Origin of the sequence: Corynebacterium sp. HMSC062E11, assembly GCF_001811845.1 — a bacterium.
In the GTDB taxonomy this organism is placed as follows: Bacteria; Actinomycetota; Actinomycetes; order Mycobacteriales; family Mycobacteriaceae; genus Corynebacterium; species Corynebacterium hesseae.
In genome coordinates this window covers 70,545-84,726 of the sequence record NZ_KV806839.1, presented here as the reverse complement: position 1 = coordinate 84,726, position 14,182 = coordinate 70,545, and the positions used below count along the sequence as shown (strand labels likewise).

The 14,182-nt window shown below is 62.8% G+C and carries 10 protein-coding genes; 4 read left to right on the top strand and 6 right to left on the bottom strand.

Annotated features, from left to right (window positions below):
• Positions 1–139: 139 nt before the first annotated feature.
• The 3 genes from putP to HMPREF2822_RS12105 all read left to right on the top strand — a co-directional run bounded on the left by putP (position 140) and on the right by HMPREF2822_RS12105 (position 3,045).
• The gene (gene putP, locus HMPREF2822_RS12115; protein WP_070524987.1) at positions 140–1,702 is read left to right on the top strand and encodes a sodium/proline symporter PutP; all 1,563 of its coding nucleotides are present in this window, start codon (positions 140–142) and stop codon (positions 1,700–1,702) included.
• 309 nt (positions 1,703–2,011) lie between these two features.
• A complete protein-coding gene (locus tag HMPREF2822_RS12110; protein ID WP_070524985.1) occupies positions 2,012–2,554 on the top strand; it encodes an HNH endonuclease family protein in 543 nt (180 codons plus the stop codon).
• Between the two features lie 47 nt (positions 2,555–2,601).
• Positions 2,602–3,045, top strand: coding sequence for a DUF2269 domain-containing protein (locus HMPREF2822_RS12105; protein ID WP_070524983.1), 444 nt, complete (start codon positions 2,602–2,604; stop codon positions 3,043–3,045).
• A 94-nt stretch (positions 3,046–3,139) separates the two neighbouring features.
• On the opposite strand, the gene HMPREF2822_RS12100 is transcribed toward HMPREF2822_RS12105, so the two are convergent.
• The 6 genes from HMPREF2822_RS12100 to HMPREF2822_RS12075 all read right to left on the bottom strand — a co-directional run bounded on the left by HMPREF2822_RS12100 (position 3,140) and on the right by HMPREF2822_RS12075 (position 12,415).
• Positions 3,140–5,113, bottom strand: a complete 1,974-nt coding sequence (locus HMPREF2822_RS12100) for a DEAD/DEAH box helicase (RefSeq protein WP_070524981.1) — start codon at positions 5,111–5,113, stop codon at positions 3,140–3,142.
• Positions 5,114–5,400: 287 nt separating this feature from the next.
• Positions 5,401–6,579: an imidazolonepropionase gene (gene hutI / locus HMPREF2822_RS12095; RefSeq protein ID WP_070524979.1), complete on the bottom strand. Its 1,179-nt coding sequence runs from the start codon at positions 6,577–6,579 to the stop codon at positions 5,401–5,403.
• A gap of 21 nt (positions 6,580–6,600) precedes the next feature.
• Positions 6,601–8,277 carry a urocanate hydratase gene (locus HMPREF2822_RS12090; RefSeq protein ID WP_070524977.1) on the bottom strand — a complete coding sequence of 559 codons (1,677 nt, stop codon included), beginning with the start codon at positions 8,275–8,277 and terminating at the stop codon, positions 6,601–6,603.
• A gap of 282 nt (positions 8,278–8,559) precedes the next feature.
• Entirely contained in the window at positions 8,560–10,113 is a 1,554-nt protein-coding gene (gene hutH, locus HMPREF2822_RS12085) for a histidine ammonia-lyase (RefSeq protein WP_070524975.1), read from the bottom strand.
• A 189-nt stretch (positions 10,114–10,302) separates the two neighbouring features.
• Positions 10,303–11,031, bottom strand: a complete 729-nt coding sequence (locus tag HMPREF2822_RS12080) for an IclR family transcriptional regulator (protein WP_070524973.1) — start codon at positions 11,029–11,031, stop codon at positions 10,303–10,305.
• Positions 11,032–11,068: 37 nt separating this feature from the next.
• Positions 11,069–12,415, bottom strand: coding sequence for a YjiH family protein (locus HMPREF2822_RS12075; protein ID WP_070524971.1), 1,347 nt, complete (start codon positions 12,413–12,415; stop codon positions 11,069–11,071).
• A gap of 366 nt (positions 12,416–12,781) precedes the next feature.
• On the opposite strand from HMPREF2822_RS12075, the gene HMPREF2822_RS12070 reads away from it, so the two are divergent.
• Entirely contained in the window at positions 12,782–14,182 is a 1,401-nt protein-coding gene (locus HMPREF2822_RS12070) for an amino acid permease (protein ID WP_070524969.1), read from the top strand.

Below are 14,182 nucleotides of genomic sequence, written 5' to 3'. Positions count from 1 at the left end.
ACACCAGTAAGACCGTGCATTAAGCTGTGACCAAGGTAACCAAATACTGGTCAAGGTGCCGAATTTCAGTTGGGTAGGGCCTTTTGCCTCGTTAGCGTGGATGAGTCCTATTCTTAATCTCAATCTCAAGGAGAGATCAGTGCAAGACTCCACTTGGTATGTCGTTGCGATGATCATCTACCTGCTTGCCATGGCCGCCATCGGCTTCTGGAGCTACAAGCAGACGGATGAGTACGACGACTACGTTCTCGCCGGCCGCGGCCTTCACCCGTTCGTAGCCGCCCTATCCGCCGGCGCCTCCGATATGTCCGGCTGGCTGCTTATGGGCCTGCCCGGCGCATTGTTCCTGACCGGCATGTCCGAGCTATGGATGGCCATCGGCCTTCTCATCGGCGCTTGGGCCAACTGGAAGTGGGTCGCGCCGCGTCTGCGTTCCTACTCCGAGATCGCCGGCAACTCGATTACCGTTCCCTCCTTCTTTGAGAACCGCCTGCACGATAAGTCGCGCTTGCTGCGCATTATCGCGGCGGCGATCATCATCTTCTTCTTCACCTTCTATGTCTCCTCCGGCATGGTGGCCGGCGGCCGCTACTTCGAGTCCAGCTTCGGCGGTGACTACATGGTCGGCATGCTCGTCGTGGCTGCCGTGACGGTCTTCTATACCTTCGTCGGCGGCTTCCTCGCGGTGTCCTACACCGATACCGTCCAGGGCCTGCTCATGTTCGCCTCTCTCATCATCGTGCCGATCATGGTGCTCTTCTCCTTGGACAACCCGGGCGAGATTTTCAGCTTCGCCGCTGAGAACCCGTACGCCACCGGTGGTGTAATTGAGAACCCTGACTACTTCTCCTTGTTCTCTGGTGTGTCTGCCGCCGTCATCATCGGCAACCTGGCCTGGGGCTTGGGCTACTTTGGCCAGCCGCACATCATCGTGCGCTTCATGGCGCTGCGTAAGCCTTCCGACGCCCGCGCGGGCCGCTTCTACGGTGTGAGCTGGATGGGTATCTCCCTCATCGGTGCTATTTTCGTCGCGCTCTCCGGCACGGTTTTCTTCACTGAGACCAGCCACTCCATCACTGACCAGGAGAACTACGAGACCATCTTCCTGGACATGGCACAGGTTATGTTCCACCCGCTCTTCGCAGGTCTGGTCCTGACCGCCGTTCTGGCAGCCATCATGTCCACGATGTCCTCCCAGATGCTCGTGGTCTCCACCTCCCTCATTGAGGATCTCTACCTCATCTTCGCCAAGAAAAAGCCGAGCCAGAACGTCCTGATCAACCTGTCCCGTACCGCTGTCGTGGCCATCGCCGTCATCGCTGCCGTGTTGGCCATCAACCCGTCGGATTCGATTCTGGGTCTGGTCGGCTTCGCCTGGGCCGGCTTCGGCTCCGCCTTCGGCCCGCTGGTGCTGCTGTCGCTGTATTGGAAGCGACTCAACTCCACCGGCGCCATCGCCGGCATGATCACCGGTGCTGTCGTTGCGATTGGCTGGGGCATGAGCCCGCTGGGCGATACCCTCTACGAGCTGGTACCGGGCTTCATCTCCGCTCTGCTCGTGACTGTCGGCGTTTCCCTGGCCACCAAGGCTCCGGATGAGAAGGTCACCCAGGAGTTCGAGGAGGCATCCCGCCTGGCCAAGCTCGTTGAGAAGAACGATGACTTGGACTTCGAGGAGGCAGCGGAGCAGGTTCAGAAGTAGGCCTCTCCCCCTCTCCCCTCACGCGCGAACCCCGCTCCAGCAGTCCAGTTACTGCTGTGGCGGGGTTTCGCTTGTGATTGGATCGGAGGCTCTACATGGTCGCTACTCAAAAGGCATTTCCCAAAAGGTGCCTTTGCTTCGAGAACGCCGTGTCCGAGCCTCTAAAAGGTGTCTTTGCCCCCAAAGAAACCTTCTTACTAATGCCTTCTGGGAAGTGCCTTTTGACTGCATCCATGTAGCCCCTCTGCGCACTCACAGGCTTCCTGCTCATACGGGAACCGCGAACACCCCCGCGCAGTCTAAAAGTGCATGAACCTGCGCACGGTCTATATAGGCTTCCTCTCCGTGGCAACCGTTGTCTACGGCGGCTATCACCTCCTCCCCGGACCTGATCTGGGCGTGGCAACCGTGCCCGCGCGCGTGGAGGTCCCCGGCTATGAACGGGAAGACTTCGGCGGATGGGCACCTGGAACACGGGACAACGTCAAGGCCGCGCAGACTATCGACGGGGCCCTCTACGATCCCTATGCCCGCGCGCCCGCGCCGGACCGCGTGGAAGTTGACCACGTCTTCCCGCTCGCGGCGGCCTGGGACCTTGGGGCATCAGTTTGGCCGCCGGATAAAAAGATGGCCTTTGCTAACGATCCGCTCAACCTCGTCGCCACCGCCCGCAACCTCAACCAGGCCAAGTCCGATTCTCTGCCGGCCGATTGGCTCCCGCCCGCCGACCGTTGCGACTACTCGCAGCGGCTTGCCGCAGTGGCCCGCAAATACCAACTACCGCTGCCCTCCCGCGACTACGTGGTCATGCGCCACCAGTGTCGATTCGATTTCATCTCACCGCGCCGTTAGACTCTCGCAGGGAAAAGCCCCGTACAGAAAGGTATAAGCACCCTCCCATGACTAGCTTGCTCATCTTCCTCCACGCCTTCGCCGCTATCTTGTTGGTCGGTACCGTGTGCATCTCCACCTCCGCCTTCCCCGGTCAGCTGGCAAAGGCTGGCTCCGGTGATGCTTCTGCGGCTGGTGCCGCCGGCGTCCTCAATAAGATCACCTCGACGTATGGTTACATTTCCGCCATCGTTCCGGTTATCGGTCTGGCTGTCTTCCTTACTGACCTCAATTACTACAAGTCCCAGGTCCAGTTCCACATCGCTCTTCTTCTGGCCGTCATCGCCTGGGTTATCCTGCTCGTCGTGGTCATCCCGAAGCAGAACCAGGCCATGTCCGCGATTGCTGCCCCGGGCAGCGCCGATGTGGCCAAGCTAAAGAAGCAGCTGGCTATGTTCTCCGGCATCTTCAACCTGCTGTGGGTTGTGTGCGCCATCCTGATGTACGTCTAATCCTTCGGGTTTAGGCCCCAAAAGCGAAACCTCCCAGGCTCTTATGAGCTTGGGAGGTTTCTGGATCTAACGCCGCCGCGGCGCCGAGCGAAGGCTAGTCGCGCCAGCCGCCGCGGCGTCCACCACGATCACGGCCGCGTCCACCACGTCCGCGCCCGCCGTAACCGCCGCGGCCGCGGTCATCGTCGAAGTTCCGGCGCGGCGGGCGTCCGGTATCCTTCTGGATCTTGATGAGCTGGCCGGAAATGCGTGTGTCCTTGAGACGGTCCAGCACCGCCGGGTCCAGGTTCTTCGGCAGGTCCACCAGGGTGTGGCCCACGGCGATGGTGATGCGGCCGAAGTCCTTGGAGGTCAGGCCACCTTCGTTGGCCAACGCACCCACGATGGCGCCGGGGCGCACGCCTTGGCGCTTGCCGACGTCCAACCGGTACGTCTCAAAGTCCCCGTCCGGGCGGCGCGGGCCGCGGTCACGGTCGCGGCCACCACGGTCGCGCCCGCGGCCATCACGATCGCGGTCACGCCCGCGGCCATCGCGCTCAAAGCGATCGCGCTCGCGGCGGTCCTTCTTGGACACCGGGCGCTCCTTGAGCAGGAAGTCCGTTCCGCCCTGCAGCTGCACAGCCAGGGAGGCCGCGATGTCATCCATCGCCACGTTCTCTGCCGCGGAGTATTCGCGCACCATGTCGCGGAAGAAGTCGAACTGCTTGTCCTGCTGGGAGGCACCGATGGCCGCGAAGAACTTCTCCTTGCGCTTGGCATTGACCTCATCCGCGGTCGGGAGATCCATCTCCTCCAGGCGGGCGTTGGTCACGCGCTCGATGGAGCGCAGCATGCGGCGCTCACGCGGGGTGACGAACAGGATGGCCTCGCCAGTGCGGCCAGCACGGCCGGTACGGCCAATGCGGTGCACGTAGGACTCGGTGTCATTCGGGATGTCGTAGTTGACCACGTGGGTGATGCGGTCGACGTCGAGGCCGCGGGCAGCAACGTCGGTAGCCACCAGGATGTCCAGGCGGCCATCCTTGAGCTGATCGACGGTACGCTCACGCTGCTGCTGCGCGATATCGCCGTTAATGGCAGCGGCGTTGTAGCCGGCCTCCTTGAGGCTGTCAGCGACATCCTCCGTGGCATGCTTCGTGCGGCAGAAGACGATGATGGCGTCGTAGTCAATGACCTCGAGGATGCGAGTGAAGGCATCCATCTTGTGGCGGTGCGGCGTCAGGAGGAAGCGCTGCGTGATGTTGTCATTGGTGCGGCGCTCCGACTTCACCGTGATTTCGGCAGGGTTGTTGAGGTACTGCTTGGACAGGCGGCGAATGGAGTTCGGCATCGTGGCCGAGAAGAGTGCGACCTGCTTGTCCTCTGGTGTGTCCTCAAGAATGCGCTCAACGTCTTCCTGGAAGCCCATGTTGAGCATCTCGTCCGCCTCATCGAGGACGAGGAAGCGCAACTGGGAGATATCCAGGGAGCCCTTCTCCAGGTGGTCGATGACACGGCCCGGGGTACCCACAATGATCTGGGCACCACGGCGCAGACCAGAGAGCTGGATGCCATAAGCCTGGCCACCGTAGATAGGCAGGACTTCGATGCGACCCAAGTGGTCGGCGAAGGACTGGAAGGAGTCCGCAACCTGGAGAGCCAGCTCGCGCGTGGGCGCAAGGACAAGGGCCTGCGGATAGCGAGCCTCAGTATCGATCTGGGAGAGAACCGGCAGTGCAAAGGCTGCGGTCTTACCCGTACCCGTTTGGGCGAGGCCGACGACGTCGCGGCCCTCCATGAGGATCGGGATGGTTTCTTCCTGAATCGGGGATGGCTTGGTAAAGCCCACCTTGGACACGGCTTCCTGAACGTCATCGGGAAGGCCGAGGTGTGCAAAACCCTGGGAGTTGTCGTTGGCTGAAGCTTCTTCAGCGCCGGTGTCCTCAGGGTTATTCGCAGCCCCGGTGTCATGGTTCGACACCTGCGAAGCGTCCAATGCTTCGCCACCTTGCGAGTTTTCCTGAGATTCCGACTTATTGAATTCTTCCGGCTCGTTGACGCCGCCGGTGGCGTTATCGGTAATGCTCATTGCTCAAACCAGAGTACGGCACTGAGGTGAGATTAGCTATTTCTCCCCACGACCTGTCTCTTCCCGACGCGGCACCCCGGCACCTCGAACTTCAGCCAAGGCCCTTTAACTCAGCCCCATTTGACCCAGCCCTTTGAATCACACTTAGTCCCCGTCCGCGAAGGCCCGAAAAGACCGAAGATACCAAACCCAAAGGCACCATTTGCGGCTTCCGAAATCTAAAACCCCACGTCAATACATGTCGGTTTCTTTATAAGGTGCCCCTCAAATGGTGCCTTTGCCCCGGCCTAGACTTCGCGGCCACCCACGAAGGTCTTCCAGGTCATCGGCATGCCCGGGCGGTAGGCCAGGTGGATAGCGCTCGGGGCATCGAGCACGTGCAGGTCCGCGGCAGCACCGACCACCAGCGAGCCCTTGGCCGGACGGCCCTGCGCATCCTTGCCCTCGCCAACATTCTGGCGGCGCAGCGCGGTGGCACCGCCCAGCGTGCCGGCGGCAATCGCCTCATCGAGCGTAAGGTGCTGCTGAAGCACGGCCGTGGTCACGCAAAAGTTCATCGAGGACGTGTACGAGGTGCCCGGGTTGAGGTTGGAGGCGATGGCGACGGTCGCGCCGGCGTCGATAAGCTTGCGTCCCGGCGCCAGCGGCTCACGCGTGGACAGGTCGCAGGCAGGCAGCAAGGTGGCCACCGTATCCGAAGACGCCAGTGCCTCAACATCGGCATCACTGAGGTAGTTGACGTGGTCCACGGAGGCAGCACCCAGCTCCACCGCGAGTGCTACGCCTGGCCCCTCGCCCAGCTGGTTGCCGTGCACGCGCACGCCCAATCCGCGGGCCTTACCGGCCTCGAGCACGCGGCGCGACTGATCCTCGTCGAATGCACCGCGCTCGCAGAAGACGTCAATCCACTGCACGTGCTCGGCCACCCCATCGAGCATGGGGCCGACCACCTCGTCGAGGTAGGTCTCGGCCTCTGCTCCCGGCGGCACGAGGTGCGCGCCGAGGAAGGTCACGTCATCGACGTGGCGGGCAGCCACCTTCGCAGCCTCCACCTCGGAGGCGGTGTTGAGGCCATAGCCTGTCTTGGTCTCCAGGGTCGTCGTTCCCCCGCGGCGGGCGGCGGCGATGCGCTCCACCAAAAGCTTTTCCAGGCGCTCCTCCCCCGCCGAGCGGGTCGCGTCCATGGTCACGGCGATGCCGCCGGCCTGATAGGACTCTCCCGCCATGCGGGCTTCGAACTCGGCGGAGCGGTCGCCGTCGAAGATCATGTGGGTATGGGAATCCACCCAGCCCGGCAGAACTGCGCGGCCGCCAAGGTCGACCTTCTCGTCCGCGGCTGGCGCCTCGGCGGCCGGTCCGATCCAGGCGATGGTGCCGTCGGTGTTGGCGATGATGGAGGCGTCGGCAAGCGTGCCTGCCTCCGACACCGTGCGCAACTCTGAGATTCCAGTAAACAGGGTGGACATGATCTTCTTTTCCTCTCGTGTCTAGTCGCGGGCCTTGAATTCCATCGGGATGCGCACGCCGCGCTCGTCGGCGACTTCCTTGGCGCGAGTGTAACCGGAATCCACGTGGCGGATAACGCCCATGCCCGGGTCGTTGGTGAGCACCGCACGCAGCTTGGCGGCGGCCAGCTCGGTGCCATCGGCGACGGTGACCTGGCCCGCGTGGATGGAGCGGCCCATGCCCACGCCACCGCCGTGGTGGATGGACACCCAGGTGGCACCGGAAGACACAGCGGTCATGGCGTTGAGCAGCGGCCAGTCAGCCACGGCATCGGTGCCATCGAGCATGGCCTCGGTCTCGCGGTACGGGGAGGCCACGGAGCCGGAGTCCAGGTGATCGCGACCGATGACGATCGGGGCCTTGATCTTGCCTTCCTTGACTAGGTCATTGAAGAGCAAGCCAGCCTTGTGGCGCTCGTTGTAGCCCAGCCAGCAAATACGCGCCGGCAGGCCCTCGAACTCCACGTACTCCTCGGCGGCATCGAGCCAGTTGTGCAGGTGCTCGTTGTCCGGGAAGAGCTCCTTGAGCGCCTGGTCGGTGACCTTGATGTCCTCCGGGTCGCCGGAAAGCGCCGCCCAGCGGAACGGGCCAAGGCCCTCGCAGAAGAGCGGGCGGATGTAGGCCGGGACGAAGCCCGGGAACTCGAAGGCGCGCTGGTAGCCGGCCTTGCGGGCCTCGTCGCGGATGGAGTTGCCGTAGTCGAAGACCTCGGCGCCCTCGTCCTGGAATTCCACCATGGCCTGGACCTGGGCGGCCATGGCCTCGCGGGCCTTCTTCGTGAAGGTGGCCGGATCTGCCTTGGCCTCGTTGTGCCAATCCTCGACGGTGATTTCGGTGGGCAGGTAGCTCAGCGGGTCGTGCGCGGAGGTCTGGTCCGTAACGATGTCCACGGTGAACTCGCCCGCACGCTGGCGGCGCAGCACCTCCGGGAAGACCTCGGCGGCATTGCCCACCAGACCCACGGACAGAGGCTTCTTGTTCTCCTTGGCGTCGAGCACCAGCTTGAGGGCCTCGTCCAGGTCGGTGACGACCTCATCGAGGTAGCGCTTGGACTGGCGGCGCTTCAGGCGGGTCTCATCAACATCGACGATGAGGCAAGCGCCGCCATTGAGAGTGACGGACAGCGGCTGTGCGCCGCCCATGCCGCCGCAGCCACCGGTCAGGGTAAAGGTGCCGGCAAGCGTTCCGTTGAAGCGCTTCTTGGCCACGGCCGCGAAGGTCTCAAAAGTGCCTTGCAGGATGCCCTGGGTAGCGATGTAAATCCAGGAACCGGCCGTCATTTGGCCGTACATCATGAGGCCCTCATCCTCGAGCTTGCGGAAGTGCTCCCAATTGGCCCAGTCACCGACCAGGTTGGAATTGGCAATGAGCACGCGCGGTGCCCACTCGTTGGTCTTCCAGATACCCACCGGCTTGCCGGACTGCACCAGCAGGGTCTCATCAGACTCAAGGTCCTTGAGCGACTCCACGATGGCATCGAAGGCCTCCCAGCTGCGGGCAGCTCGGCCGGTGCCACCGTAGACCACGAGGTCCTCGGGGCGCTCAGCAACCTCGGGGTCGAGGTTATTCATGAGCATGCGCAGCGGGGCTTCGGTCTGCCAAGACTTGGCGTTCAGTTCGGTTCCGCGCGGGGCGCGTACTTCGCGGGGTTCAGACATGACTTCCTTTCGCTCGTGCTTTTCGACGCCCTCCCAACCCCCCAAGGCCGGTTTCCCGGGGCTGTCCCTTTAAGGCTTGGTCAGCGTCACACAGGACAAGTTACTGTGACGCAGCACCATGAGCCAGGACACTTTTGGCCTAGCTGTCTCAGATACAAGACTGTCGCACGACCAGTACTGCAGCTGCGCGCTGCCCGCAGGTCTGCACTTCTAGGTCTGCACTTTTGAAATCAAGGGCGCACGAGAAAGCCCCATGGCACATGCCATGGGGCCGGGGTGGAGTTAGCGCAGCGTGCCGACGGCCCCTTCTACCGCAGCCACCAGCGCACCTTCCTTAACCAGGCGCACGGTCTCCTCAATCTCCGGGGAGAGGTAACGGTCAGTGCCCGGCCCCTGGACAGTCTTGCGCAGAGCGTCGATGACCGCGCCGGTACCTTTGGCCGGCTGGCCCTCACGCATATCAATAGCGCGGGCGGCGGTGAGAATTTCGATGGCGAGCACGCGCTGCAGACCGTCGACCGCCTTGCGCAGCTTGCGCGCACCCGACCAGCCCATGGAGACGTGGTCTTCCTGCATCGCCGAAGACGGGATGGAATCCGCCGAAGACGGGTTGGCCAGGCGCTTGAGTTCAGAGACGATGCCCGCCTGCGCATACTGCGCAATCATGTGGCCGGAGTCCACGCCCGGATCATCGGCCAGGAAGGCGTTGAGGCCGCGGTTGCGAGCGACGTCGAGGAAACGGTCGGTCCGGCGCTCAGAAATGGAAGCCAGGTCAGCCACAACAATGGCCAAAAAGTCCAGCGCATAGGCCACCGGCGCGCCGTGGAAGTTACCGTTGGAAACCACGCGCCCATCCTTGGCCACAACCGGGTTGTCGACGGCCGCGGCAAGCTCCCGCTCCGCAACCAAGGCGGTGTGCGCCAGGGTATCGCGGAAACCACCGGCCACCTGCGGCGCGCAGCGCACCGAATAGGCGTCCTGGACCTGCTTCTTCTTGAAGTCCTCGAGGGCCGCCTCGAGAATCTCCGAGCCTTCCGCCACCGTCAGAATATTGGCCGCGGCATCGGCCTGGCCCGGGTGCGGGCGCAGCTGCTGCAGGTCATCGGCGAAGACCACCAGGGTGCCCAGCAGGCCTTCCACGGTCATTGCGGTGGCAATGTCCGCGGTTTTGGCCAGTTCTCGCAGATCTGTAATAGCCAGGCACAGCTGGCCCAGCATGCCGTCGGTGCCGTTAATTAGCGCCAAGCCTTCCTTCTCCCGCAGCTTGAGCGGCTCAATGCCCGCAGCAGACAGGGCCTCAGCGGCTGGGGTGATGTCGCCGCCATCGACGCGCACCTCACCCTCACCCAGCAGCGCCAGCGCGCAGTGCGCAAGCGGCGCCAAATCACCGGAGCAGCCCAAGGAGCCGTATTCGCGGACCACCGGGTGGATGTTGGCGTTGAGCACCGCAGCATAGGTCTGCGCCACCACCGGACGCACGCCGGTGCGGCCAGTACACAGGGTGGACAGGCGCAGCAACATGAGCGCGCGGATGACCTCTTGCTCTACCTCCGGGCCCGTGCCCGCAGCATGGGAGCGCACGAGCGAGAGCTGCAGCTGCGCGCGCATCTCCTCCGGAATATGACGGCGGGCCAGCGCGCCGAAACCAGTAGAAATGCCGTATACCGGAGTCGGGTCCTGGGCCAGCTCCTCGACGCGCTCGCGAGTGGAGGCGATTTCCGCCAAGGCATCCTCAGAAATTTCTACCTGTGCGCCATAGCGCGCTACGGCTACAACCTCTTCGATGCTCAGCGCACCGATACCCACGGTCACGGTGGAGGGATAAGAATTGGACATGTAAGGCTCCTTCGACGTCACTGCATTACCCGCACCTCACCCCTTTCAATAGGGGGTAAAAAGGCACGCGAAAATACGTACTTGCTTTCACAAGTTTAGAAAAATAGTGATACGCGCGACAGCCTTACGCGCTGCGCTCATAGTACAACAGGTTCCCCGGCGCGCAAGCACCTCGCACACCCACGCGCACTAACGGCGCCCGTACATCCTCGCCGCAACCTGCTGCGCAGCCGCGTGTAATTTCTCCGCCGCGCCGGCGGCATCAACGGTGCCCACGGGAAAGGTCACAGCCAGCGCCGCCGCGGGCCTGCCCACGTGGTCTACCACCGCCACGCCAACCGACGCCTGCCCCCGCGCCACCACCTCAACTTCTTCGGCCCACCCGCGCTCACGCACCTGGCGCAAGATGTCCTTGTATTCGCCGAAGCCTAGAGAACCAGGGAAATATGCCGCCCGCCATTCCGCTTCTGGTAGCAACGCCAGCATGGCGCGCCCGGAGGCCGTGCGCTGGGCCTGCAGCCGCACCCCCTTCTCTGTGACCAGTGACAGCGCCCCCGGCGCGCGCACCTCGTTGAGGTAGAGAATCTCCGAACCCGCCAAGCGCGACAGGTGCCCCGAGCCGCTCACAGTGCTAGCGATGCGTTCCAGGTGCCCCTGCGTTGCCTTCACGAGGGGCTGCTGCGTGGCATAGGCCGCGGCCATAGAGTAGGCGGCGAGCCCCAAACCATAGGTTTGGTTTTCCGGCAGGTGCACCACGAATCCCGCGTCCACCATCTCCTTGAGCAGGTGGTAGGTGGACGAGCGCGGCAGGTCCAGCTCACTGCGGATGCGCGCGGCGGAAATCGGCACGTCGATGGTGGACAGCAACCGCAGGATCTCCAGCGCGTTGCGCGCCGCCGGGACTCGGGAGGTACTCATGGGCCCACATTCTAATGAGACCTCATATAAGTCCCAGCTAAGTCACCAGGAAAGCAATCGGCGTCGCAATAATGATGGTGAGCACCACGCGCTCGAACCAGATGACCACAATCTGCCACAGCTTGATCGGGATCTTGGTGGCCAGGATGCAGGGCACCAGCGCGGAGAAGAAGATGATGGCGGAAATCGCGACCACGCCGATCACGAACTTGAGCACCATGCTCGAGGACCCAGCCGCCACGGTGGCAGGCAGGAACATTTCCGCGATTCCCATGGCGGCTGCCTTGCCCGCGAGTGCCGGTTCCGGCAGCTGGACAATCCACGCGAAGGGATAGAACAGGTAGCCCAACCAATCGAAAAGTGGAGTGAAGTTAGCCAGCAGAAGGCCAATCAGGCCCACGGACATAATGGAGGGCACGATCGCCGCCGCCATGCGCACGCCATCGCGCAGGTTCTCCCAAATGGCAGCACCCAAGGACGGCGCGCGGTCCAGCGCCAGCAGCGCCTCGCGCCACGCGGCCTTGATGAAGTTACCCTTGACCGGCTTTTCGGGGTCCGGTTGCACGCCGTCCACGTACTCATCAGGGATCCTGCTCAGCGGCGGAATCCACACAGTGATTGCAGTAACCGCAAAGGTCACCACGAGGGATACCGCGAAGTAGGTGCCCCACATGCCCATCAGATCGAGCTGCTTGGCGACGATCACCATGAAGGCCGCCGAGACCGTCGAGAAGCCCGTCGCGATGATGGATGCCTCACGCGCAGTGTAGCCGCCGCGCTGATACACGCGGTCAGTAATCAGGATTCCCAGCGAGTAAGAGCCCACGAAGGAGGCCACCGCATCGATGGCGGAGCGCCCCGGCGTGCGCCAGAGCGGGCGCATGATGGGCTGCATGAATACGCCGACGAATTCCAGGAGGCCATAGCCAATCAGAAGGCCGAGGAAGGCGCCGCCAATCGGCACGATAAGGCCTACCGGAGTGGCAATGGAATTCCACAGGAAGGGCACGATGTCCTCGTTGGCCAGCACTCCCGGCAGCGTTCCAATGACCATGAGGAAGGAGACCACTAGGCCCACCACGTTGAGCGCGGTAAATACCGCCTGCAGTGGCCCCTCCCGCCAATTCTTGTTCACGATGCTGCGCACCATGCCATAAAGCGCCAGCGCCAGGATGAACCAGGGCACGAAGGCATCGGCATAAGTGCGGATGATGGTGACCATGTGGTCAAGCGGGATGGACTTCTTTCCGTCATAGCTAATGGGAAAGAAGAATACGAAAGCGCCAATAGCGCTGTAGACAAAGAGGCGCCAGATGCCCTTCTTGGAGGGGACATCGTCGTCGCTCTCGTAGAAGGCGTCAACGATTGCGTCTTCAGAGTTCATGTTCTACCTCACGGTGGTGGAAACTACACGTCATTAGCATGGCCACAAACGCGTTCTCTTAAATGATCGCGCCGATCAAGCACACGCCAAGAAAAGGCGGTTGCTTGAAGCCGTGCCCACGCGACAGCCACACGCAGGTCTTCCACATACTAGCGGCACCACACATACTTGTCACACACGTCACCCCCACAAGCGGAATGAGTTCCCCGCCATAGAGCCCAACCGTGCCACCCCACCACAAAATTGACCCCACGTCTGAACTAGAGGAAAGTAACTCCCAGACCCACCCGCACCAACCACTCCCCTTAATCCGCGGCGCCGGAACCAACGAGCACCGCATTGGGGAACTGAGGAGGACGCATCCCCGTGGCAGAAACCACCGCCAAGCGCCCCGGCTTGAAACACCGGCACCTGCACTTCATCGCCTTAGGCTCGGCCATCGGCACCGGCCTGTTCTATGGCTCCGCCGGCGCCATCCAAGCCGCCGGCCCCTCGGTCCTCTTGGTCTATCTCCTCGGCGGCGCCGTGGTTTACTTCCTCCTGCGCGCGCTGGGTGAGATGTCCGTGCACCACCCCGTCACCGGCTCCTTCGCCGAATACGCCCGCGCCTTCCTAGGCCCCTGGGCCGGCTACATCACCGGCTGGATGTTCGCCTTCGAGATGGTCATCGTGGCCCTGGCGGATCTCACCGCCATCGGCGTCTATATGCAATTCTGGTTCCCCGGCTCGCCCAAATGGGTTTGGGTTGCGGCCACGCTGCTCCTCGTCGGCGGCGCCAACCTCGCCACCGTCAAGGCCTTCGGCGAGCTGGAATTCGCCTTCACCATCGTCAAGGTCGGCGCCGTCATCGCCATGATCTTAGGTGGCGTGGCCGTGCTCGTCTTCGGCCTCTCCACCGCGGAGACCACCGGCCCGACCAACCTGGTCAACGATGGCGGCTTCTTCCCCAACGGCGTCTCCGGTATGGTCGCCTCCTTCATCCTCGTTCTCTTCGCCTTCGGCGGCACGGAGATCGTCGGCGTCGCCAGTGCGGAGGCAGAAGATCCCGCCAAGTCCGTACCGAAGGCCGTCAACACCATCCCGGTGCGCATCCTGCTCTTCTATGTCCTGGCCATCCTGGTCATCCTGATGATCAACCCCTGGCGCAGCATCACCGGTGAGGAAAGCCCCTTCGTCCAAATCTTCTCCACCCTTGGTGTTACCTGGGCCGCGGCCGCCCTCAACGTCGTCGTCATCACCGCGGCGGTCTCCGCTATTAATGCTGATCTCTTCGGCGCCGGCAACGTCCTTACCGGCCTGGCACGCCAGAACCTCGCGCCGCAGATCATGGCGAAGAAGACTCGGGGTGTGCCCGTCATGACCATGATTATCCTGCTCATCGTCATGATCATCGGCACCGCGCTCAACGCGCTCATCCCGGAGAATGTCTTCGAAATCATCGCCTCCCTGGCTACCTTCGCCACCATCTACGTGTGGTTGATGATCCTCCTGGCCCACGTGGCCTCCCGCCGCCAGATGCCCACCGAAGAACGCGCCAGTCTGGAATACACCGTCCCCTTTTGGCCCTGGGGCCAATACTTCTCCATCGCCTTCATCATCTTCACTTTTGGCATCATGGTGTGGCAGGAGCAGTACCGCCCGGCACTCGCCACGGGCTTTATCTTCATCCTCCTGATGACGGCCATCTTCTACCTCACCGGCCGCCGCACCGCCGCCACGAGTGCCCCACAAGAGACTGCCCCGCAAGGAACAGACGCGAAAGGATAA

Bases quoted from the DNA above. Each gene is read 5' to 3' on its own strand.
- HMPREF2822_RS12100 (WP_070524981.1), bottom strand. From the start codon at position 5,113: ATGAGCATTACCGATAACGCCACCGGCGGCGTCAACGAGCCGGAAGAA.
- HMPREF2822_RS12110 (WP_070524985.1), top strand. From the start codon at position 2,012: ATGAACCTGCGCACGGTCTATATAGGCTTCCTCTCCGTGGCAACCGTT.
- hutI (WP_070524979.1), bottom strand. From the start codon at position 6,579: ATGTCCACCCTGTTTACTGGAATCTCAGAGTTGCGCACGGTGTCGGAG.
- HMPREF2822_RS12090 (WP_070524977.1), bottom strand. From the start codon at position 8,277: ATGTCTGAACCCCGCGAAGTACGCGCCCCGCGCGGAACCGAACTGAAC.
- HMPREF2822_RS12105 (WP_070524983.1), top strand. From the start codon at position 2,602: ATGACTAGCTTGCTCATCTTCCTCCACGCCTTCGCCGCTATCTTGTTG.
- HMPREF2822_RS12080 (WP_070524973.1), bottom strand. From the start codon at position 11,031: ATGAGTACCTCCCGAGTCCCGGCGGCGCGCAACGCGCTGGAGATCCTG.
- hutH (WP_070524975.1), bottom strand. From the start codon at position 10,113: ATGTCCAATTCTTATCCCTCCACCGTGACCGTGGGTATCGGTGCGCTG.
- HMPREF2822_RS12075 (WP_070524971.1), bottom strand. From the start codon at position 12,415: ATGAACTCTGAAGACGCAATCGTTGACGCCTTCTACGAGAGCGACGAC.